Annotated in this window: 26 protein-coding genes; 13 read left to right on the top strand and 13 right to left on the bottom strand. The window is 66.0% G+C overall.

Going from position 1 to position 19,570, the window contains the following annotated elements; all coding sequences use genetic code 11:
• Window position 1 precedes the first annotated feature (1 nt).
• The 6 genes from NK1_RS11885 to NK1_RS11860 form a co-directional block, all read right to left on the bottom strand.
• Window positions 2-940 (bottom strand): NAD-dependent epimerase/dehydratase family protein, encoded by a 939-nt coding sequence (locus NK1_RS11885; RefSeq protein ID WP_218023108.1) that lies wholly within the window; start codon window positions 938-940, stop codon window positions 2-4.
• 18 nt (window positions 941-958) lie between these two features.
• Complete coding sequence (locus NK1_RS11880; protein WP_063008586.1) at window positions 959-2,086, bottom strand: DegT/DnrJ/EryC1/StrS family aminotransferase; 1,128 nt, start codon at window positions 2,084-2,086, stop codon at window positions 959-961.
• A 361-nt stretch (window positions 2,087-2,447) separates the two neighbouring features.
• Window positions 2,448-3,041: a TetR family transcriptional regulator gene (locus NK1_RS34975; RefSeq protein ID WP_218023107.1), complete on the bottom strand. Its 594-nt coding sequence runs from the start codon at window positions 3,039-3,041 to the stop codon at window positions 2,448-2,450.
• Window positions 3,034-3,570, bottom strand: a complete 537-nt coding sequence (locus NK1_RS11870) for a GNAT family N-acetyltransferase (RefSeq protein WP_157104228.1) — start codon at window positions 3,568-3,570, stop codon at window positions 3,034-3,036. The genes NK1_RS34975 and NK1_RS11870 overlap by 8 nt, the downstream gene beginning before the upstream one ends.
• Window positions 3,571-3,819: 249 nt before the next feature.
• On the bottom strand, window positions 3,820-4,170 hold the full coding sequence (locus tag NK1_RS11865; protein ID WP_063008583.1) for an SRPBCC family protein: 351 nt from the start codon (window positions 4,168-4,170) through the stop codon (window positions 3,820-3,822).
• Window positions 4,163-4,504 carry an ArsR/SmtB family transcription factor gene (locus NK1_RS11860; RefSeq protein ID WP_157104227.1) on the bottom strand — a complete coding sequence of 114 codons (342 nt, stop codon included), beginning with the start codon at window positions 4,502-4,504 and terminating at the stop codon, window positions 4,163-4,165. Before NK1_RS11860 ends, NK1_RS11865 begins: the two co-directional genes overlap by 8 nt.
• A gap of 87 nt (window positions 4,505-4,591) precedes the next feature.
• Between NK1_RS11860 and NK1_RS11855 the strand changes: the two genes are divergently transcribed.
• Window positions 4,592-5,074 carry an SRPBCC family protein gene (locus NK1_RS11855; RefSeq protein WP_063008581.1) on the top strand — a complete coding sequence of 161 codons (483 nt, stop codon included), beginning with the start codon at window positions 4,592-4,594 and terminating at the stop codon, window positions 5,072-5,074.
• Window positions 5,075-5,118: 44 nt separating this feature from the next.
• Here NK1_RS11855 and NK1_RS11850 read toward each other — a convergent pair whose 3' ends face one another.
• A complete protein-coding gene (locus NK1_RS11850; protein ID WP_063008580.1) occupies window positions 5,119-5,502 on the bottom strand; it encodes an Rv0313 family protein in 384 nt (127 codons plus the stop codon).
• Window positions 5,503-5,807: 305 nt separating this feature from the next.
• Between NK1_RS11850 and NK1_RS11845 the strand changes: the two genes are divergently transcribed.
• The 4 genes from NK1_RS11845 to NK1_RS11830 all read left to right on the top strand — a co-directional run bounded on the left by NK1_RS11845 (window position 5,808) and on the right by NK1_RS11830 (window position 9,724).
• Window positions 5,808-7,049: an ABC transporter substrate-binding protein gene (locus NK1_RS11845; protein WP_084460807.1), complete on the top strand. Its 1,242-nt coding sequence runs from the start codon at window positions 5,808-5,810 to the stop codon at window positions 7,047-7,049.
• A gap of 113 nt (window positions 7,050-7,162) precedes the next feature.
• Entirely contained in the window at window positions 7,163-8,080 is a 918-nt protein-coding gene (locus NK1_RS11840; protein WP_063008578.1) for a carbohydrate ABC transporter permease, read from the top strand.
• The gene (locus NK1_RS11835; RefSeq protein WP_245660452.1) at window positions 8,081-8,932 is read left to right on the top strand and encodes a carbohydrate ABC transporter permease; all 852 of its coding nucleotides are present in this window, start codon (window positions 8,081-8,083) and stop codon (window positions 8,930-8,932) included.
• Between the two features lie 183 nt (window positions 8,933-9,115).
• Window positions 9,116-9,724 carry a maleylpyruvate isomerase family mycothiol-dependent enzyme gene (locus NK1_RS11830; RefSeq protein WP_218023111.1) on the top strand — a complete coding sequence of 203 codons (609 nt, stop codon included), beginning with the start codon at window positions 9,116-9,118 and terminating at the stop codon, window positions 9,722-9,724.
• 3 nt (window positions 9,725-9,727) lie between these two features.
• Here the strand turns inward: NK1_RS11830 and NK1_RS11825 are convergent, their stop codons facing one another.
• Both NK1_RS11825 and NK1_RS34455 read right to left on the bottom strand, forming a co-directional pair.
• Window positions 9,728-10,261 carry a hypothetical protein gene (locus NK1_RS11825; protein ID WP_063008577.1) on the bottom strand — a complete coding sequence of 178 codons (534 nt, stop codon included), beginning with the start codon at window positions 10,259-10,261 and terminating at the stop codon, window positions 9,728-9,730.
• 3 nt (window positions 10,262-10,264) lie between these two features.
• Entirely contained in the window at window positions 10,265-10,438 is a 174-nt protein-coding gene (locus tag NK1_RS34455) for a hypothetical protein (RefSeq protein ID WP_157104226.1), read from the bottom strand.
• Between the two features lie 175 nt (window positions 10,439-10,613).
• Here NK1_RS34455 and NK1_RS11820 point away from each other — a divergent pair, with 175 nt between their 5' ends.
• The gene (locus NK1_RS11820; RefSeq protein WP_063008576.1) at window positions 10,614-10,793 is read left to right on the top strand and encodes a hypothetical protein; all 180 of its coding nucleotides are present in this window, start codon (window positions 10,614-10,616) and stop codon (window positions 10,791-10,793) included.
• Window positions 10,794-11,239: 446 nt separating this feature from the next.
• Window positions 11,240-11,893: a hypothetical protein gene (locus NK1_RS11815; RefSeq protein WP_174552715.1), complete on the top strand. Its 654-nt coding sequence runs from the start codon at window positions 11,240-11,242 to the stop codon at window positions 11,891-11,893.
• 190 nt (window positions 11,894-12,083) lie between these two features.
• On the opposite strand, the gene NK1_RS11810 is transcribed toward NK1_RS11815, so the two are convergent.
• Window positions 12,084-12,338, bottom strand: a complete 255-nt coding sequence (locus tag NK1_RS11810; protein WP_036509994.1) for a nickel-binding protein — start codon at window positions 12,336-12,338, stop codon at window positions 12,084-12,086.
• Window positions 12,339-12,662: 324 nt separating this feature from the next.
• On the opposite strand from NK1_RS11810, the gene NK1_RS11805 reads away from it, so the two are divergent.
• The 3 genes from NK1_RS11805 to dhaL all read left to right on the top strand — a co-directional run bounded on the left by NK1_RS11805 (window position 12,663) and on the right by dhaL (window position 15,174).
• Window positions 12,663-12,962 carry a hypothetical protein gene (locus NK1_RS11805; RefSeq protein WP_063008575.1) on the top strand — a complete coding sequence of 100 codons (300 nt, stop codon included), beginning with the start codon at window positions 12,663-12,665 and terminating at the stop codon, window positions 12,960-12,962.
• 545 nt (window positions 12,963-13,507) lie between these two features.
• Entirely contained in the window at window positions 13,508-14,509 is a 1,002-nt protein-coding gene (locus NK1_RS11800) for a dihydroxyacetone kinase subunit DhaK (RefSeq protein ID WP_218023106.1), read from the top strand.
• Window positions 14,506-15,174, top strand: coding sequence for a dihydroxyacetone kinase subunit DhaL (gene dhaL / locus NK1_RS11795; RefSeq protein ID WP_084460793.1), 669 nt, complete (start codon window positions 14,506-14,508; stop codon window positions 15,172-15,174). Before NK1_RS11800 ends, dhaL begins: the two co-directional genes overlap by 4 nt.
• A 103-nt stretch (window positions 15,175-15,277) precedes the next feature.
• On the opposite strand, the gene arfB is transcribed toward dhaL, so the two are convergent.
• Complete coding sequence (gene arfB, locus NK1_RS11790) at window positions 15,278-15,706, bottom strand: alternative ribosome rescue aminoacyl-tRNA hydrolase ArfB (protein ID WP_063008573.1); 429 nt, start codon at window positions 15,704-15,706, stop codon at window positions 15,278-15,280.
• 304 nt (window positions 15,707-16,010) lie between these two features.
• Between arfB and NK1_RS11785 the strand changes: the two genes are divergently transcribed.
• A complete protein-coding gene (locus NK1_RS11785) occupies window positions 16,011-16,352 on the top strand; it encodes a hypothetical protein (RefSeq protein ID WP_157104225.1) in 342 nt (113 codons plus the stop codon).
• 118 nt (window positions 16,353-16,470) lie between these two features.
• On the opposite strand, the gene NK1_RS11780 is transcribed toward NK1_RS11785, so the two are convergent.
• On the bottom strand, window positions 16,471-16,806 hold the full coding sequence (locus NK1_RS11780; RefSeq protein WP_063008571.1) for a winged helix-turn-helix transcriptional regulator: 336 nt from the start codon (window positions 16,804-16,806) through the stop codon (window positions 16,471-16,473).
• Between the two features lie 2 nt (window positions 16,807-16,808).
• The gene (locus tag NK1_RS11775) at window positions 16,809-17,192 is read right to left on the bottom strand and encodes a hypothetical protein (protein ID WP_157104224.1); all 384 of its coding nucleotides are present in this window, start codon (window positions 17,190-17,192) and stop codon (window positions 16,809-16,811) included.
• Between the two features lie 227 nt (window positions 17,193-17,419).
• Between NK1_RS11775 and NK1_RS11770 the strand changes: the two genes are divergently transcribed.
• Together NK1_RS11770 and NK1_RS34445 are read left to right on the top strand one after the other, a co-directional pair.
• Complete coding sequence (locus NK1_RS11770; protein ID WP_063008569.1) at window positions 17,420-18,937, top strand: DHA2 family efflux MFS transporter permease subunit; 1,518 nt, start codon at window positions 17,420-17,422, stop codon at window positions 18,935-18,937.
• Between the two features lie 339 nt (window positions 18,938-19,276).
• Entirely contained in the window at window positions 19,277-19,564 is a 288-nt protein-coding gene (locus NK1_RS34445; RefSeq protein ID WP_157104223.1) for a hypothetical protein, read from the top strand.
• The last annotated feature ends 6 nt before the right edge of the window (window positions 19,565-19,570 follow it).

The following is a 19,570-nucleotide window of genomic DNA, read 5'->3' as shown; positions in this document are numbered from 1 at the left end:
GCTACCCGTTTCCGGGTGCGGCTGCCGAGTCGGGATGCTCCGCCAGATACCACTCGACGTACCGGCGGACACCGTCCTGGAACGAGGTCGTGGGCCGCCATCCGACCAGTGTCCGCGCCAGTGCGTTCGACACATCGATGCCCCGGAAGTCGCCGGGCCGCGCCGGAACATGTTCGATCGTGGTACCGGGGAACCGCGCCTGGACCGCCTCCGCCATGTCGAGGACACTCACGCGCTCGTTTCCCTCCAGCGCTATCACCTGGTTCTCGGCAGCGTCGTCGAGCACCAGCGCATGCGCGTCGGCGAGGTCCTCGACGAATACGTAGTTGCGGAACTGTTTGCCGTCTCCGGCGATGGTCAGGGGTTCACCCGCGAGGGCTTTGCGGACGAATCGGGCCAGTACGAGTTCGTCTCGCATGCCGGGCCCGTACGGCACGCCGTAGCGCAGGATCGTGAACGGCACCTCGTAGGTCTCGGCGTAGCTGTGGATCAGCATTTCCGCCGCGATCTTCGTCGAGGTGTAGATGTGGCCGGCCTTGGCCAGCGCCATCGGCGCCGCCTCCGTCAGCGGCTCGGTCCCGCCGGAGGTGTCGTACGCGGCGCCGTACACCCAGACCGTGCTCGCGAACACCATTCGGCGCAGGCCGTGGACACGCACCGCTTCCAGAACATTGGCCGTGCCGTCCACGTTCAACCGGACCGTCCGCAGCGGATCATGTTGCGCGACATCGACATTCGACATCCCGGCCAAGTGGAAGATCACCTCGAGATCCGACGACGCGTCGAGCACGGCAGCCGGGTCGAGGACGTCGAGCCGGCGGAACTGCGCACGCGGGTCCGGCGTCGGCGGCGCCACCGTATCCAGGGCGTACACGGTATGCCCGGACTCGGCGAGCCGGCGAATCACGTGGGCTCCGATGAAGCCGGAGCCGCCTGTCACTCCGATCCGCATAAGTGTTCAGCCTCCCGTCAGCGTGTCTCGGACCTCGCGCAGCGCCGCCAGCACATGGTCGACCTCGGCATCGGTCATGTCCGAATGCAGCGGCAGGCAGATGTGGCGGGCACAGATGTCGTCGGCGACCTCGAGCCGGCGGCGGGCGTAGCGCTCGAACACCGGTTGCCGGTGCAGCGGCGCCTCGTACACCTCACCGCTCAACGACACGTCGAACCGCTCCTTGACCGCCTTCTTGAACTGCGCCCGGTCGATGTCGTCGGTGGGCAGCACGATGTATTTGTAATAGTTGCTGCGCCCTTCGGGGCCGACGACGAGCCGCTCGAATCCGTCCATGGCGTCGATCGCCGCGTCGTAGCGTCGCGCCGCGGCGTGGCGCACCCGGAGAAAGTCGGGAAGGTGACGCAGGTGGACCAGACCGACCGCGGCGTGGAGCTCGCTCATCCGCCATGCGTAGCCCTCGCGGATGTGGACGTTGCCGAGAAAGCCGGCCTTCCCCTGATCCCGGTGGATCACCGCTTCGTCGCGGATACGCTCGTCCCCGGTCACGATCATGCCGCCCTCGCCGCTGGTGAGCACCTTGGTCGGGTAGAACGAGAACGCGCCCGCCACTCCGAACGAACCGGCGAACCGGCCACCGTAGCCGCAGCCGTGCGCATGCGCCGCGTCCTCGACCAGGGCGATCCCGCGCTCGTCACACAGCGCCCGCAGTGCCGCCGCATCGGGCGAGACCAGTCCGCCGATATGGACCAACACGACGGCCGCGGTGTCGGGAGTCAGGGCAGCCGCCACGGTGTCGGGCGACAGCGCGAAGGTATCGCGGTCGACGTCGGCGAAGATCGGGTTGCCACCGGCACGCAGCACCGAAAATCCCGTGGCCGCGAAAGTATTCGCCGGCACGACGACGTCACGGCCGGCCACATCGATACTGCGCAGGATGATCTCCAGCGCGGCGGTTCCGCTGCTCACGGCGACGGCGTAGGGCGCCCCGTGCGCAGCGGCGAAATCGGATTCGAACTCTCTCGTATTGGGCCCGAGAGTCAATGCGCCGGTACTCAGCGCCGTGGAGACGCGACGGGCGATTTCGTCTCGGTCATCGTCGGTGAACAGGATTCGCGCGGCCGGTATCTGCATGCGAGCCTTCCCTCGTCAGCGAAATATCCGTCGTCAGCACGGCCGGACTCCGGCCGCGGCACCACACATATCGACCAATCAGTACGCCATCCTACATGGACAGCGCCTCTACCAGCGATTATTCGAGCGGTTCCGGCCGCGGTCGCGCGGGTCGCCGGAGCGACTTCGCGAATCGACCCACGTGTGCCTGATGTCATCGACGGCGATCGTGGGCGTCATGCCCACGCGCGCAACGGCAGATCAGGCCCTGTAGTTGGATGGCCAGCAATTCACGGACCGCGCCGGTCGTCTCGACGGGGAACGTCGGCTGGTTCGACCATGCCGACACCGCGGTGACGACGGCGTGGAATCCCGCGACCAGCTATGCCTGGTCGCGGGCGCGTAGTTCGACGCCGAGGGCGGCGGTGAGGATGCGCGCCAGCTCGGCCTGGTCGTGACGTCCCTGCTCGCGGCACCGCTCGCATGCCGCCTGCGGCATCGGGTACTGCAGCAATTCCACCGAGGCGGCGATGAGCCGCGTGAGGATCGGGCGCTCGGCGAGCTCGCCGGCGACGATCGCCGCCACCTGATCGACGTCGAGTGGTCCGCGATGCTCTCGCAGTGTTGTTTCCAGATGCGGGGTCCACGCGCGGTACTCCACGTCCATCAGGTCGAGCAGCAACGCTTCGCGAGAACCGAAGTAGCGCAACATGTTCGAGCTCGCCAAGTTCGCTTCGCGCGAGATCGCCCCCAACGACAGCGATGTCACGTCGACAGTTGCGAGCAGTGCACGAGCCGCCGCCAACACGGCGTGCACTCGCTCGGCACGCTGCGCAGCGGTACGCGCCGTGGAAGCGGTTCCTGCTCCGGTTCCTCGGAGGTCTGGCCGAGAACCTCTTCTCCGCGGCAGCCGAACCCCGCCCTCGATGAACAGCGCCACCCGGGCCCGGGTCCCGGCGGAGCGCCGATCACGCATAACGCTCGACATGCCCGACGGTGACGAAGCCGAGGCGTCGGTAGATCCCTTCACCGTCCGGCGAGGCGGTGAGTACGACCCGGCGAGCACCCGCTTCGAGCGCCAGGACAAGGGCGTGCCGCGTGAGCGCGCTGCCGATGCCCTGTCCACGACGATCGGCTCGGGTCACGATGTGTTCGAGCGATGCGCCCGCGGCGCAGCTCACGACCGCGGCACAGCCGAGCACCTCGCCGCCTTCACGCCAGAGCAGGTAGCGGGTGGAGCCTCGCTCCATACCTTGGCGCAGACCGGCCACGAGGGCAGCGGTGTCGGTCGCACCCGACCAGAGACCTGCCCACTCGGCGAGGCCGGCATCATCGGTCACGGCCTCGATCCGCTCCGGCTCTTCGCCCTCCCCGTGCGTGATCCGGCCCGGATCGGCGAGCATCATCAGCGGTTCGGTCTCGAACAGCGCCAACCCCTTCCGGCGCAGAAGGTCGGCAATCTCCGGCGAATCGACGTCTCGCCAGACATGCCAGCTCGCGGGCACTCCGTCCAACAGCGTTCGCAACCGCTCGATCTCGTGCGGACTCGCATCGCCCACCCGGAGCACGCCGTTGAGTTCCTCGCTGGGCGCGCCGGTACGAAACCAGCTCGACAGTGCGCCACCGCTCGACCGGTCCGCTCGCACCACATGTGTTGCGGCAAAGATGGTTACGGCCTCATGGCACAGTCGGGGGTGGCTCGTTCGTCGGGTCACGGCCTCCTCCTCGTGCCCGGTGTCGCGCGGTCGCCGAGATCAGCCACGATCCGGCGATTCCGGAGGGAGCAGCGATTCGTATTCCGCGCGGAGGGAAGTGAACTTCGGCCAGAACGCATCGGGTGGAGATGTCGCGAGTCTGGCTTGCAGGATGTCCAGATGGGTATGCCAGCCTGTGGCGATATCGAGCATTTCGCCGCGAGTCGGGATCCGGCGGTGGGTGACGGTCAGCCGGACCTTGTCGGCGACCTGCTCGAGCAGGCCGCCGGCCAGCCAGGTCGCGCGCTTGTCGACGTCGGTCAGGTAGGCCCACACCCGTTCGATCGGTCCGGGCAGTAATCGTTCGATGCGGACCGTGCCCGGCTCGACGACCTCGCCGTAGTCACTCATCTCGCGGATCCTCCTGTAGCAGTGCGGCTTCCAGAGCGTCGAGACTCTCACCCCAGAAGCGCTCGTAGAAGTTCACCCATTCGGCACACTCTCGCAGCGGGCGCGGATCGAGCCGGCACAGATGTGTGCGCCCGCGCACGCTGCGTCGCACCAGCCCCGCCCGCTCGAGCACCTTGATGTGCTTGGACGCGGCCGCGAGTGAGATGTCGAACGGGGCCGCGAGCTCCCCCACACTGCACTGGCGCCGCGCCAGGGTGCGCAGCATCGAGCGGCGCGTGGAGTCCGACAGCGCATGGAACACCACGTCGAGCTGTTCCGAGGAATTCTCAACCACATGGTTGACTATCCCGCCTCCGGACGCCTACTGTCAACCCATCGGTTGAATATCACGGCCGATTCACCCATCCTTCCGGGAGAACCCATGACCGACCAGCATTTCTCGACGACCTTCGCCGTCGACCGGACCCCCGAAACCGTCTTCGACGCCGTGCGCGACGTGCGTGGCTGGTGGTCGAGAACTCTCACCGGACGCAGCGAAAAGCCCGGAGACGTCTTCACGTACGAGGTCCCGGGCATACATCGCGCCACCATCGAGGTCACCGAGGTCATCCCCTGCGAACGCGTCGTCTGGCGCGTCCTCGATGCCCGGCTCACCCTCGTCGACGACCGAACCGAATGGAACGGCACCACGATTCGTTTCGAGATCACCCGCCGCACCGAACTCCGCTTCACGCACGTCGGTCTCACGCCCGCCTTCGAATGCTTCGACGCCTGCCGCAAGGGCTGGTCGTTCTACATCGGCACGAGCCTGCACGACCTGATCGCCACCGGCACCGGCCAACCCGATGAGGACCCCCAAGCCCTCGCCCTGGCGAACGAGAATGTGGCAGCGACGCCGCACTGAGCAACCAGCGCTGACATCGGGCAATGCTGCTCAGGCAACCGCCCTCAGGTCTGGTCGAGCACGCTGGCGGGGACGCCGTAGGGCAGGAATCGCACCTTACGGCGTTCGTCGGTGTTGTCGCGGTGCGCGCGCAACGCCTCGAGCTCGGTCGGGAATACCTGCTCGACCCGGGCCTCGCCGCTGTCGTCGACGCTGTAGACGGCCCACACGCCGCTGCCGGTCTCCCCGGTCGTCGCGTCGTCCGGTTCCGGCGCTCGCGTGCGGTCCGGCTGAACGAACTGACCGAACAGCGACGTCAGCGAATTCACGGTGGTGCGGTCGAGGTATCCGGCGGCCTTTCCGAGCAGGTCGCGAACCTCGATTTCGGCCTCGCGCAAGGCGCGCTCGAATTCTTCCGGATCGATCCCGAAGGGCCCGTTGGTTGCCATCTCGATACTCCCGAAGTCGGCGCTGTATCTCCAGTATGCCGCGCGCGGGCATCGAGGGGGTGGACCAGTTCATGACCAGCAGGTCCGATATCCGCGCTGGTCCGACTCGGTGAGACAGAGGTGCGTTCGACCGGTCTCCGGTGTGTTTTCCGGACGGATGGGCCCCTGCGGTATTACGTTCGTCTGCAAAGAAATTCGCTTGCTGTAGCCGAACGGGGGCGTGGGTGGCATCGTCTCGGAGGTTCGACCGGCGCACACTTCTGCGCGGTGCGGCGGCGGCCGGGGCGGCAGCGGCCGCCTCCTCGATGACCGGCTGCGGTGACCACGACGACGACGCGCTCACCTTCTTCTTCCAGGCCAAACCCGATGAGGCGAAGGTCCGGCTGACGATCATCGACGAGTTCCGCAAGCTGCATCCGGACATCAAGATCCGGACTCAGATGTCCGGCCCCGATCCGCAGACCCAGATCCTCACCTACTGCGCGGGCGGCAAGTGTCCGGACGTGCTGATGTCGTGGGATCTGTCCTATTCCTTCCTCGCCGAACGCGGCATCTTCGAAAACCTCGACACGATCCTCGACAAGGACCCGGCGTATGCGGCCGAGCTGAAGAAGGACAGCTCGACGGCGTTGTACAACACCTTCCGTTACAAGAACGCGCAGCATGCGCTGCCCGAGCAGTGGGCCGGAATCTTCCTGTACTACAACAAGAAACTCTTCGCCGACGCGAAGCTCCCACCACCGCCCGCGCGCTGGGAGGACGCCTGGAGTTTCGACGAATTCCTCGACGCCGCACAGGCGCTGACCAAACGCGACAGCGACGGCGACGTCACCCAATGGGGATTCGTGGATCCTTGGACCGTCTATTACTCCGCCAGTTGTTTCGGCATGAACAACGGCGTGGAATGGTTCACCCCGTCCATCGACCCCCGCCGCACCAATATCGACGACGACTCCTTCATCGAGGGCGTCCAGTTCTACACCGACCTGTCCACCCGGCACCGGGTGATGCCGAAAATCGAATTCCAGCAATCGCTTTCGTCCTCGGATATGTTCGCCCAGGGCAAGGCCGCGATGGCGTTGTCCGGGCACTGGATGTACAGCGCCTACACCGCTCAGCCAGACCTCGACTTCGACGTCACGGTGCTGCCGGTCGGCCCGCGCGGTACCGCCGCTCGCTCCGATATCGGCACCACCGGCCTGTCCATCGCGGCCGACAGCCCGCGCAAGGAACAGGCCTGGGAATTCGTCAAATTCGCCACCGGGCCCGTCGGTCAGGCGGTCATCGCGAAGTCGGGATTGTTCGTCCCCGCGTTGAAATCGGCCCTCGCCTCCGACGGGTTCGCACAGGCGCACGAGAGAGTGCACAACCTCGAGGTGTTCCACGGCGGCGATCACGCCAACAACCTGCCGGTCACGCCCGCGTGGCCCCGCGTCGACGCGGTCATCGAACAGGGATACGACCACGTGTTCCGCGGCGCCGCCTCCGCGGAGTGGTTCAAGCAGGGCCTCGCCGGACAGATCAACGATCTCTTGGAGGCGCAGTGAGCGACAATCGCGCAGCGGCTCGCTGTGCCGACCGGGCGCGGGTGTCCCGCACATCACCGGGCGCAGTGAGCGACAATCGCGCAGCAGTTCGCGGGTGCCGACCGGGTGCCGCTATGACGACACTCGGCACACCACGACGTTCCGCGCTGCGCCGGCGCAAGGCTGCCGCGGGCCGAATGTTCATCGCGCCCAACCTGATCGCGGTGGCGGTGTTCATGGCTTTCCCGTTGGTGTTCACGCTGTATCTGAGCCTGCACCGATGGGATCTGTTCAGTTCGCCGACGTTCATCGGTTTCGACAATTTCCGCCGGCTCTTCGCGCACGACCCGCTGTTCTGGGTGGCCCTGCGCAATACGGTGATCTTCACCGCGGGCACACTGATTCCCACCATCGTGATCGGTCTCGTCGTCGCGGCGGCGCTGAACCGGAAACTGAAGGGTATCGGCATCTTTCGCAGCATCATGTTCATGCCGCTGGTCGCCTCGACGGTCGCGATGGCGGTGGTGTGGCGGCTCACCTTCAGCACCGACTACGGTGTACTCAACACCGCCCTCGGCTGGATCGGCATCGGACCGGTCCCGTGGCTCACCGACCCCGCGTGGTCGATGTTCTCATTGTGCCTGGTCAGCGTGTGGAAAAGCGTTCCCTTCGCCACCATCGTGCTGCTCGCCGCGATGCAGGGCATCCCGACCGATGTCTACGAGGCGGCCCGGATCGACGGCGCCGGAGCGGTGCGCCGGTTCCGCTCGATCACCGTGCCGCTGATCCGGCCCGCGCTCGTGTTCTCCTTCGTCATCACCTTCATCAACTCGTTCCAGGTATTCGATCAGGCCTACGTGCTCACCGGCGGTAAGGGCGGTCCCGAAACCGGCACCTATGTGCTCGGAATCATGCTGTACCAGAACGCTTTCTCCTTCGACGACATCGGCTACGCGTGCGCCCTCGCCTGGGTGATCTTCGCGATCCTGCTGGTGCTGACGCTGCTGCAACTGCGATTCACCCGCGGCAACGCCTACGAAAGCGAGGCCTAGGTGGCGACAGCGACCGCGAATCGTGCCGTCCTCCGCCGTACCGGGCGCGGCATACTGCTCTACCTGGCGCTCGTCGTGATGGCATGGTGCGCACTGTTCCCGCTGCTGTGGGCACTGTCGAGTTCGCTGAAGAAACAGGGCAACATCTCCGACACCAGCATCGTCCCGGCCCACCTGGCGTGGTCGAACTACCGCGACATCTTCGACCTGATGCCGTTCGGGCGGATCTTCTTCAACACCGTGCTCTACGCCGGCTGCGTGACGGCGGGCCAGGTGTTCTTCTGTTCACTGGCCGGATATGCCTTCGCCCGCTTGCCGTTCAAGGGCCGCGACGTCCTGTTCGTCGCCTACCTCGCCACCCTGATGGTGCCGACGACCGTCACCGTCATCCCTCAGTTCATCCTCATGCGCACCTTCGGCTGGGTGGACAGTCCTCTGGCCATGATCGTGCCGGGCCTGTTCGGCAGCGCGTTCGGCACCTACCTGATGCGCCAGTTCTTCATCACCCTGCCGGTCGAATTGGAGGAGGCGGCCATCCTCGACGGGTGCTCCATCTGGCAGACGTACTGGCGGGTGCTGCTGCCACACGCCCGGCCCGCGGTGATGGTGCTCGCCGTACTCACCTGGGTGACGGTCTGGAACGATTTCCTGTGGCCCTTGGTGATGATCCAGCGCGACGAAATCTCCACGCTCACATTGGGATTGGTGCGCCTACAGGGACAGTACGAAACCAACTGGCCGATCCTCATGGCGACGTCCATTCTGATGGTGGCCCCGATGCTGGTGATCTACGCGTTCGCACAGAAATCGTTCGTGCGTGGGATCGCGATGTCGGGGATGGGTGGTCGGTGACGCGGTCTCGGCCGCGTTCCAGCGGCGACCGATGAATTCGCGGGACCGGCGTCGTCTGCACTGTGGATCCACGAATGTGGTGCGGCAGTGCCATGGCCGGTGCAGCTACGTCATCGGTGTGCCCGGCCGGCTCGAATGGAGGTTTTGGTGTCGGATGTCATCTCTCGCGACGCTCTCTGGGCCATGGCCCACGCCGAACGGGCAGCTCTGGCGGACGATCTCGCCGAGCTGGACGATCACCAGTGGGCCCGGCAATCACTGTGCGGTCGCTGGACGGTCGAGGAGGTCGTCGCGCACCTGACCGCGGCCGCGAGCATCGGCCGGTTGCGCTGGCTGGTCAGTGTCGTCGGCGCGCGCTTCGACTTCGACGAACACAACACTCGACGACTGGCCGAGCATCGCGGCAGAACGCCAGCCGAGACCTTGGAGCGGTTCCGGAGAATCGTCACCAGCACCATTGCCCCGTCCGGACATACCGCGGCATGGCTCGGAGAGGTGGTCGTCCACGCCCAGGACATCCGGCGACCGCTGGGAATACTGCGCGAGCCGTCTGTCGAGGCGGCCACCGAAGTCGCGAAGTTCTACGCTCGCCGCGACTTCGCGGTTCCCAGCCGCAGCAGGATCGACGGGCTCCGCCTCGAAGCGACCGACGGGCCGTTCACTGCCGGAACCGGCCCCCTGGTCACCGGAACGACGATCGCGTTGACCATGGCAATGGCCGGCCGCACCGCCTATCTCGATGACCTGAGCGGGCCCGGCGTGCTCGCGCTACGCCAACGGGAGGTGCCGTGAACGTTATTCCGGTGTGGGAGACGGTTGGCTGCGGGCATAGTCGTGCCAATAAGCCGCGATCGCCGCGGTCTGCCGCACCACTCGGTCCGGCTCGGGCGGAGCGGGCCAGAACTGCAGAAGGTACCGGTCCAGCAGGGGCTCGTCATCGAGTCTGGTGTCCTTCTGGTGCGCCCGGTCCATACCCTGCGCGCAGTACCGCACCCGGTAGTCGATCTCCTCCAAGTCCAGTTCCCAGGAAGCCTCGCCTGCCCACTGCATCAGACAACTCTGAGCCGAGACCGGGCGGAACGAGACCTCGACGACGTCCTCCCATGCCGGATCGAGCGGTGGAGCCTGGCCGCGCACTTCGGCGGTGAAGCCGACGTTGCCGGTATGCAGCCCGGTCATCAGCCACAAAGCGCCGGGTATCGCAGCACCGCACAGTCCTGCGCTCTGCCCGGCGAACGCTTCCTGCAGGTCCGGGCCGAAGCTCTCGGGGTCGCTCTCCACGTAGATCTGGCTGTAGTGCACATGCACCTCGCCATCGAGCCTGCGCACTGCTCACACGCTCCCCACCGACGAGGGCCTACCGGCGGGCAGCGGCGCCCCGGGCAGCGTGCCGCCGGATGACGGCCGAGTGTTCACGCCACCGGGATCGGTGCCGGCCTGCTCGAGCCAGAGAAGACCGGCAGGTGCGCGGAGGCGTTCGCGCAGGCGCGTCCAGGAACGAATCATGCACGCAGCGTAGGGAACACCTCTGACACATTCGCTCTCCCGAACGCTCCCAGCCTGAGCACTCTCGACCGGCTCTCGCGGACCCATCGGCCGACGGCGATGAAGGACCTGGTCCCCCATCGCCCACTGTGGCAGCCTTGAACGTATCCATCCGCCCGGATGCGAAGGACACATCATGTTCACGAATATCATCCAGCCACTCCAGCAACTCGCCGAACAAAACCGCGATGTCATCGGATACGTGGTCATCAATACCGGCAATGCCATCCTCGGCGCCGTACGGTGGGGCTTCGACGCCGCCACACCCTGGCTCCAACAGTTCTTCTCCGAATACCCGCCCGGCGGAAACTACTGACGAAAGCCCGGCTCGCCTTCAGCCGGAACGGCCTGCTCACCGCCCCGACGACGTTCAGGGAGGGCAGCCGCTGCCGGGCGGCTCCCCCTGTTCACGCGCAACCCGGACGACTTCAAGGGACTGGAGGCATTGCTGACCGTGGTCGCCGTCTGAACAGCAGGGCGCCTATTCGTGCTCAGGTCCGCACCGGCCAACGCCATGATTTGCGACGGCGGAATCGAAACTGTTGTGGGCGTAGGCTTCACGTTCCGGATCAGCGCTTACCGTCACCGATTGACTCGGCTTCATCACCGAGACGGGCGTGGAGCCGGTCTCGCACCTGATCCGGGGTATAGGCACGGCGTTTGCGCTCGGACCGCACGATCACCACACCGGTCGCCGCGACACCCGCGGCCCCTGCCAAGCCGAGTACTTTCCACCACCGCATACGGCTTAGGCTAGTCGCTGTGCCACGCGAAGCGCCCTCGAGTATCGGTTTGGATGAAGCAGTGGAACTCACGCGGACGGGCGACTTGTGGCTGTTCCGTGGACATTCCGGCGCCGACCGCGCAATCCGTGGGCTGACCAACAGCCCGGTCAACCACGTCGGTATGGCGGTGGTCGTCGACGACCTGCCGGCACTGATCTGGCATGCCGAACTCGGCCGCGCGCTGCCCGATGTCTGGTCGGGCAACCACCATCGCGGCGCCCAGCTGCACGACCTGCAGGCCGCGGTCCTGCGCTGGACCAACGACTACGGTCAGCAAGCGTGGCTGCGCCAGCTGGATCGGCCGGTGACACGCGAGATGGAGGACGCGGCGCTGCGGACTGTGGCACGGCTGGACGGCATGCCCTTTCCGTCCACAAGTGCGCTGGCGGGCAGATGGTTTCGGGGCCGGATACCGCTGCCGAAGCGTTCGAAAACCCGCGAGACCGAGGCCGGTCTGGAGAACGCCTACTGCGCGGAAATCGTCGCCATGACCTACCAGGCGATGGGATTACTGCCGGAGAAGCGCCCGAATTGGTATGACCCGGGCAGATTTTGGAGTGGTGACAATCTGCATCTGTCCGCCGACTATCACCTCGGCGGGGAAATCGCGGTCGACGTCTTCGGACGCTGACGCGCGGAAAGTACGTGCCGCGTCACGCATCGACCGGATGCGCGCGACTTCCGTGATGCGGATGCGGGACGAGCATCAGGACCTGCCGCGGGTGGTGGTGACGGTCGCGAGCAGCGGCCGATCGGCGTCGAGGACCCGGGGAACCGGACGGGGTCGTGGACCTCGGCACCCCTCGACTCGAGCGGAATTATCAGGTGCCCTCGACCACCGGATAGATCCTGTCGGGCACGAGGCCGTGCGCCTCGCGGTGCACGGTGATTGCGGTGTCCGCGTCCGGGGCGTCGACCAGGCAGAACGCCGTGTGGCTCGATTCGTCGACCCAGTAGCGTTGGTACGTCACGCCGTAGTCTCCCTGGATCGCCTGGTCGGCGGCATGGGCGGCGGCCACGTCCTGCGCCGTCGTGCCTTCGGGTAAATGTTCGTGCACGTCGATGAAGAGGGCCATCACGATTCCTTGGTCAGGTGGGCGATGTGAGCTGCAGCCGGCGACATATGCTCCATTGGCTGGAGCAGCCCATGCGTAGATTACTCCGCAGGAGCCCCCTTCTACCAGGGCGATGCACGCGATCGAGAACCGGGACATTTGATCATTCGATAATCGAGAAAATGCAAGATCAAATGGTGTTACCTCCGCACAATGTGCAGTTCGCCAGTTGTTAACGGTGACCATTCACACAGTAACGAAAGTGGCCTCACAGATTTCTCCTTCATATATTTGATGGCACGCCGTGATGGCGTCGTTATCCATCTGTGAAAGGAACGCCCGTATATGATCTCCCGCAAGATCCTCGCTGCCGCCACCCTCTCCGCCGCCGCCCTGTTCGCAGGCCCGGTAGCCATGGCCTCCGCGGCCGCCCCGTCCGCCGACTCCGCCACTCCCGCCCCCGCGCAGCTGAGCTCGGGATCAGCCGATACCGGCTCCTCCTCCGGCTCCGCAGGATCATCGTCGGGCTCGGCCACGCTCGACTCCGGTAGCTCCGCCCTCGATGAGGGCACCTCCACCATCGACAACATCATCACGGCGATCACCGGCATCAGGGACCTCTCCCAGCCCAAGTCGGCCTCCTGATCCCGCGTCGGCGGACCCCCGCTTCGCGTACCGACCCGCGGATCCGCCTTCGTTTACGCGCTACCGTCGGCGCTGAATTACGGGCCATTGCCGTGAATTCGCCATATTCGCTCCGCCCGGTCTCAGCGTCGAGCGCTGTAGCGGACGAACTCTGTCCACTCCCTTCATATTTCAAAAGATCAGCGTCGCGAGGCGGCCTGGTTGCTTCGCCGCCTCGTTTCGCGCCGTTCACAGAGATCGTCGAAAGGCCCGGAAATCTCCGGGCATTCGATACCTTTCGCCGGGCCCGCGGTGCCGGTCGACCGAGGCGAACCCCTCGGGTCGGGCCACGGGTTCGCCGGAACACAGCCGGCATGACGAGCGCGGCGCGGCCGAGTCGGGCGCGGATCGCTCGATGCGGCCGATGCCATGCCCCGGCCTGGACCAATTCTGAGCCGCGACAACACATCGGTGCTGTCATGCCTGACTTCGAGCAGGGAATCCGCGCCGGGGCGCAAGCCCCGTGATACTGGACATCACGCCGTCGATCGACGAGGAGGATGTCCGTGCCCGCACTGTTCTTACTCGAAGGCCATGGCCCCGAGGTGGCACTGCAAGGGTTCCTGCGCCGACACCCGTGGGTCCGGATGACTACCGACCCGCTGTTCGTGCACCACGATCGCGGTGCACCGACACGGCGGGTCGCCCTCGTCTCCGGCGGCGGTTCCGGCCACGAGCCGATGCATATCGGATTCGTCGGCACGGGAATGCTCGACGCGGCCGTACCGGGGAAGATCTTCGCCTCGCCGCACAATCGCCAGGTCTACGAGGCGAGCAAGGCCGTCGTTCGTGAGGGCGGGGTGCTGCACATCGTCAAGAACTACACCGGAGACAAGATCAATTTCGGTATCGCCGCGGAACGGCTCGCCGCCGACGGCATCGAGGTCGAGCGCGTACTCGTCGACGACGACGTCGCCACCGAATCCGACGAGACGGCGACAGGACGGCGCGGGACAGCCGCGACCATCGTCGTCGAAAAGATCCTCGGCGCCGCCGCGGACCGCGGTGACTCTCTCCCCTCGCTGGCCACGCTCGGCCGCGAGGTGGCCGGGCACAGTCGCAGTATCGCGGTGGCCACCGAGGCGCTCACGTCACCGAATTCCGGGGTGCGCGCCTTCGAACTCGAACCGGATCAGCTCGAATACGGTGTGGGAATTCACGGCGAACGCGCCTCGACCTCGATCACCAGGCCACCACTCGCAGAACTCGTCGACCGGATGCTCACCGATATTCTCACATCACTGCCCGGTGATGATCGAAAGCCGTTGTTGCTGTTGGTCAATGGGCTCGGTGCGACGACGGAACTCGAGCTCTGCACAGTTCTCGAACTCGCGGCGCGCACCCTCACCGCCCGAGGCCGCGAAATCTCGGCGGTTCAGGTCGGCACATTCGTTGCGGCACTGGACATGCGCGGCTTCTCGATCACCCTCACCCAACTCGCCGACGGCTGGCTCGATCTCTGGCATGCCCCCACCGACGCACCCGCATGGAAGGACGCCGCACGATGACCAGTGAGGCGATGACGACGCTCGACAGCCTCGTGATCCGACTGCAGGAGGTGTTCGTCGCGGCCGAGCCCGCGCTGACAAGGCTGGACGAGATCACCGGCGACGGAGATTTCGGCGTCAATCTGCGCGAGGGTTTCGCGGAGGTCGCCGACCGCCTTGCCGCACCGGACTCCCCCGCACCGTGGGATACGGTGCGAGCGGTCTTCCTCGACGAGGTCGGAGGCACGAGCGGCCCGCTGTTCGGACTGCTGTTCCAATCACTCGGAATCCGCGCGGCACAGGCGGATTCCTACATCGACGCCCTCCGTATCGGTATCGGCGAGGGTCTCGCCGCAATCCAGCGCGTCGGCGAGGCACAAGTCGGCGACCGCACCCTGGTAGACGCGCTCGCCCCCGCCGTCGAGGCACTGAATGGCGATGGCGATATCGCCGCGATGGTGCGTGCCGCAGTGGACGGAGCGCTCGCCACCGCGACCCTGCGAGCACGCCGCGGTCGCGCCAGTTACCTCGGCGAGCGCGCCGTCGGCCACCCGGACCCGGGCGCGGTAGGTGTGGCGCTGCTGCTGTGCGTGCTCGTGGAGCCGGTGTACGGAACGGAAGTTTCCGACAGGGAGCGCGCGCGTCTGCTCGATGCGGTATCCGGCTCGACATCGGGCAATGATTGAGGCGGATGCCATGAACTTTTCGTGCAAAGCCGCACATCCCGATCCGGACGCCGGCGGTGCTCGCCTGGCCCCGGGTTACGGCACCAACCTTTCCGACGCAGCGCTAGTCGTCCGGGGAGATTCGGCGGTTACGTTTGGTGATGCCGCGCCGCTTCTTCGCGGCGATGCGGCGTTCCTCGGCACCGCGCGACGGCTTGGTGGCGCGGCGAACGGGCAGCGGGGCGGCAGCGGCGTCACGCAGTATCGAGGCCAGGCGTTCGCGGGCGGTAGCGCGGTTCCGCAACTGCGCGCGCTCCTCAGATGCGGCGACGGTAATCACGCCGTTGACCAGCCGGGCGGCCAGGCGGTCGAGCATCCGGGTGCGCAGCCACTCCGGCACCGAGGGCGAGCCGGCGAGGTCGAAAGACAGCTCCACCCGGCTGTCGGTGGTGTTGATGTGCTGCCCTCCGGGACCGGACGATCGTGAGAACCGCTCGCGCAACTCGGATGCGGGTATCACCAGCATCCCGGTCACGGTCAGATCCTCAGCCATGCTCCGACACCGCGCCTTTCCATCCCCGAAGCGATCGAGCCACGCCGGTCAGGTTGCGGCTGAACAGCAAACTTGTCGTTCACGATAGCGACGATCTCGTCAACGGGTGACAAGCATGCCGTCCGTGGCAGTCGACGGTACCGAATCGCCGAGAATTCCTTCCATTGGGAAATATGCCCCGGTGTGCATACGCTTTCGGGAATTGTTCTGCAGTGCAGTGAAAGCGAGAAGCTCGGTGTCCATCCCCAAGAGAAGTGCCCGCCGGCTATCGATCGTGGGCGCGGTGATATCCGGTCTCGCGGCCGTGACGGTGTCGACAACCGTCGGCGCAGGATCTGCTCAGGCGCTGCGGCCCCGTGAGGCGTTCTGCTCATCGGTTCCGGTGGACAGTCGCGTCGACATCGAATGCACGAATACCGATGTGGGCCCGGCGACCGCCGGAATATTCGTCCTGTGCAGCGACCTCCGTCCGCTCGTCCAGGAGGTACGGATCCGCCCCGAATCGACAATCCGGTTGAGTCAGGACTGCGGCCCCGGCGCACACCCGATCTCATGGAACGTGAACGCCGAATCCGACCATGAGCGCGACCGCGAACGCGACGCCGAAATCGACCACGAACGCCTCTCCGGCCACGACCACATCTGACGCCGTCGGTTCCCGCACCCTCGGACATTCGATAGGTCGACGCGACGCTCGGCAGCGGTGGTTCCGGCCAGATATGCCGGTCGGCAGCGGGAGACCCGAACCGGCTCCGGGCATCGTCTCATCCAATATCGTTGTGCCACTGCGCCGCCCACTGCGTCAATGGCGCGAGCCGCTCGACGAGTGCGCGGCCGGCGCGGGTCAGCCGGTACCCCTCCTCGTGTTCGACGAGGCGCGCCTCGGTGAGTTCGGCCAGCCGACGGGTCAGCACGCTGGAGGAGACGTCGCCGCATGCGGTGCGCAGTTCACGGAAGGTGAGCGGGCCCGGGGCCTGATCGAGTTCCCAGATCACCCGCAGTACCCAACGGCGCCCGAGCAGATCGAACAGGGCCATGATCGGGCGCCCGGTGGTCGATCCGCGAACCGGCCGTCCCGGGCGTGGCGTTTCGTCCGCCACGATCAGGCCGCCTGCGGCGGAGGTGAATCTTCCAGTCGCCGTGCCATTTCCGCGATGGCCGCGCGCAGCACCCGGTACGGCCGCAGGAACAACGTCACGTGGGACAGCCTGCCGGTCTCGGAGAGCTCTTCCCTCAGTGCCCCTTCGAGTTCCTGACCATCGAATCGTGCGGTGAACGCGAACATCCGCTGCTGCCCGTCAGTCCACTGCCGGGTCTGACGTACCGAGTCGAGTACCGATGCGATCGTCGCCAGCAGGTGTGCCGCACGGGCCCGGCCGTGGTAATCGGCGACCGGGCTCGAGAAGGTCGCCTCCTCGGCAAGCAATCCCGGCAGGTGGGTGGAGTCTTTCGATTGCCACACCTGCAGTATGAGACTCTCAGTCATGCCTCTATATTAGAGGCACGCTGGCATCCCCGCCCGCCTTCGCCCTGTGCGACCCCCGCATCGAGGCGTGGCCGCCCGACGGCGAACGGCGTACCCGATCTCCCCCTCGGCGACAAGGTCCGTGACACCCTGTGGAATGACAGCACCGCGATAATCGGCCTCACGACGGGTAGTCGCAGGGTGTTGTCGCCCGGTCGAGTCCTGGCACCATCGACGAGGGAGCTGATATGGCATCCACCACCGCGCAGCAGTCGGGCAAGCTCGATCGCAGCGTCATCGTCACAGGACTCGTCATCGTGTCCGGCATGATCATGGTGGTTCTCGACACCACCATCGTGAACGTCGCCCTGGATTCGTTGAGCACCGAACTCGGCGCGACCCTGTCCACGACGCAGTGGGTGGTGACCGGTTATCTGCTGGCGGTGGCGCTGGTCATCCCGGTGACCGGCTGGGCGATGGATCGCTTCGGGCCCAGACCGGTCTGGCTCACCGCAGTGAGTCTGTTCGTAGCAGGGTCGGCTCTGTGCGCGGCCGCCTGGTCGATCGAAAGCCTGATCGCCTTCCGCGTCCTGCAGGGACTCGGCGGCGGCATGCTGCTGCCCGCCGGGCAGGCGATCATCACCCGGGCCGCGGGCCCGCAACGCCTCGGGAGGGCCATGGCCATCCTCGGCATCCCCATGCTGCTGGGGCCGGTTTTCGGTCCGGTGATCGGCGGCCTGCTGGTCCAGTACACGAGCTGGCACTGGATCTTCCTCGTCAACGTCCCGGTCGGTGCCGTCGCCCTGACGCTCGCGGTCTGGAAGCTCCCACCCGGTGACACCGTGCCCGAGCACGGCCGTCTCGACCTGCGGGGGCTGATCCTGCTTTCCGGCAGCCTCGTCTGCCTGCTCTACGGGCTGTCGCAGGCCAGCTCGCACGGCGGATTCACCGAGTGGGGTGTGCTCGGCTGGCTCATCGCCGGCGTCGTCGGCCTGGCCCTCTATACCTGGCACAGCCTGCACAAGGGAGCCGACTCGATCGTCGACGTCCGCCTGCTCACCAACCGGGTCTTCGCCAGCGGAACCATCGCGGTCTTTCTCGTCGCCATCGGATTGTTCGGCGGCATGCTGTTGCTCCCGCTGTACTACCAGACCGTGCGCGGACAGGGCCCGCTCGACGCCGGCCTGCTGCTCGCGCCCCAGGGATTGGGCGCGATCGTGGCGGTGGTGATCGGCGGCCGGCTCACCGACCGTATCGGCGCCGGCTACGTGGTTCCCGTCGGCGTAGTGCTCGGCCTCATCGGCACCCTCCCGTTCACGCACGTGGGCACCGACACCTCATACCTCTGGCTCTGTGTGGCCTTGTTCGTGCGCGGTATGGGCCTCGGTGCGGTGATGATGCCGACCATTTCGGCTGCCTACACCGATCTGGGCAAGGACGCCGTGACACGGGCGGCACCCACGCTCTCGGCCATTCAGCAGGTCGGCGCGTCGCTCGGGAGCGCCTTGCTGGTAACCGCGCTGACGCAGCACCTCTCCGGACAGCTGACCGAGCACGGAATGCCCGCCGGCAGTGGCGGTTCCGGCCAGATCAGCTCCGTCCCGCCCCAACTCATGCCGGTAATCGGACCGCTGCTCGCCGACTCCTTCGGCTTCGCGTTCTGGGTGGCGTTCGGGCTCACCGCGGTGATCATCGTCCCGGCCATGTTCCTGCCTAGACATGCCGCACGGGAGCGCGAGGAGACACCTGTAGCGCCAGGCATCTGATCGAATCGGATCAGAAGACTCGCACGGCCCCCACCGCTCTCGCAAAATACACATACTTGTGTCGCAAATTGAACACTCAGCCCTCGCGCTGTCCAGGCACCGCGGTCGGTGATTTGTAATGGTTTGTTCGGTGTTCGGTACTTCCGAACACCGAACATCACTGTCGAGGACAGGTGTATTCGACGGTCACGACTGCGGGCTCATCACGCGGGGCTGGAGCGTCATCCAGAGTCATCGATCACTTCCTGTTCAGAATCGTTCCGGCGCAGTGATTCCCATCCAGACGCCGACAACAGCCCGGTCAGCCACTCCTGCTCGACCCTCGAAACTATCCGCGGAGTGCCCGCCGCAGAGCCCATCGTCGACGCCGCCGTAGGTATAGTCGAACAGGTGGAAAAAGAGCGAGAGGTACAGCGCGCCGAGGGGAAAGTCTGGCGCTGGAACGAGAAGCGCGCCACCGGAATTATCGAGACCGAAGACGGTGCGCATGTCTGGTTCGGCCTCGACTCGCTGGGAGAGCACAAGAATTTCGGTGATGTTGCCCTCAACGACTCGGTTGAAGTGGAATACGGGGCAGCTCAACAGGATTCACACGATCTTCGAGCCACAAAGGTTACCTGGCCCTGAACCTCG

It is taken from the genome of Nocardia kruczakiae NBRC 101016 (assembly GCF_001612965.1).
In the GTDB taxonomy this organism is placed as follows: domain Bacteria; phylum Actinomycetota; class Actinomycetes; order Mycobacteriales; family Mycobacteriaceae; genus Nocardia; species Nocardia kruczakiae.
Note: the sequence above shows the minus strand (reverse complement) of the source record. Positions and strands in the feature narration are given on the sequence as shown.

Excerpts from the sequence above, each read along its gene's own strand:
- NK1_RS11820 (WP_063008576.1), top strand. The coding sequence starts at position 10,614 with ATGTTCACGAATATCATCCAGCCACTCCAGCAACTCGCCGAACAAAAC.
- NK1_RS11845 (WP_084460807.1), top strand. The coding sequence starts at position 5,808 with ATGACCGGCTGCGGTGACCACGACGACGACGCGCTCACCTTCTTCTTC.
- NK1_RS11770 (WP_063008569.1), top strand. The coding sequence starts at position 17,420 with ATGGCATCCACCACCGCGCAGCAGTCGGGCAAGCTCGATCGCAGCGTC.
- NK1_RS34455 (WP_157104226.1), bottom strand. The coding sequence starts at position 10,438 with ATGATTCGTTCCTGGACGCGCCTGCGCGAACGCCTCCGCGCACCTGCC.
- NK1_RS11865 (WP_063008583.1), bottom strand. The coding sequence starts at position 4,170 with ATGAGTGACTACGGCGAGGTCGTCGAGCCGGGCACGGTCCGCATCGAA.
- NK1_RS11830 (WP_218023111.1), top strand. The coding sequence starts at position 9,116 with ATGGCCCACGCCGAACGGGCAGCTCTGGCGGACGATCTCGCCGAGCTG.
- arfB (WP_063008573.1), bottom strand. The coding sequence starts at position 15,706 with ATGGCTGAGGATCTGACCGTGACCGGGATGCTGGTGATACCCGCATCC.
- NK1_RS11775 (WP_157104224.1), bottom strand. The coding sequence starts at position 17,192 with ATGACTGAGAGTCTCATACTGCAGGTGTGGCAATCGAAAGACTCCACC.
- NK1_RS11880 (WP_063008586.1), bottom strand. The coding sequence starts at position 2,086 with ATGCAGATACCGGCCGCGCGAATCCTGTTCACCGACGATGACCGAGAC.
- NK1_RS34975 (WP_218023107.1), bottom strand. The coding sequence starts at position 3,041 with ATGCGTGATCGGCGCTCCGCCGGGACCCGGGCCCGGGTGGCGCTGTTC.
- NK1_RS11840 (WP_063008578.1), top strand. The coding sequence starts at position 7,163 with ATGACGACACTCGGCACACCACGACGTTCCGCGCTGCGCCGGCGCAAG.
- NK1_RS11805 (WP_063008575.1), top strand. The coding sequence starts at position 12,663 with ATGATCTCCCGCAAGATCCTCGCTGCCGCCACCCTCTCCGCCGCCGCC.
- NK1_RS11850 (WP_063008580.1), bottom strand. The coding sequence starts at position 5,502 with ATGGCAACCAACGGGCCCTTCGGGATCGATCCGGAAGAATTCGAGCGC.
- NK1_RS11855 (WP_063008581.1), top strand. The coding sequence starts at position 4,592 with ATGACCGACCAGCATTTCTCGACGACCTTCGCCGTCGACCGGACCCCC.
- dhaL (WP_084460793.1), top strand. The coding sequence starts at position 14,506 with ATGACCAGTGAGGCGATGACGACGCTCGACAGCCTCGTGATCCGACTG.
- NK1_RS11810 (WP_036509994.1), bottom strand. The coding sequence starts at position 12,338 with ATGGCCCTCTTCATCGACGTGCACGAACATTTACCCGAAGGCACGACG.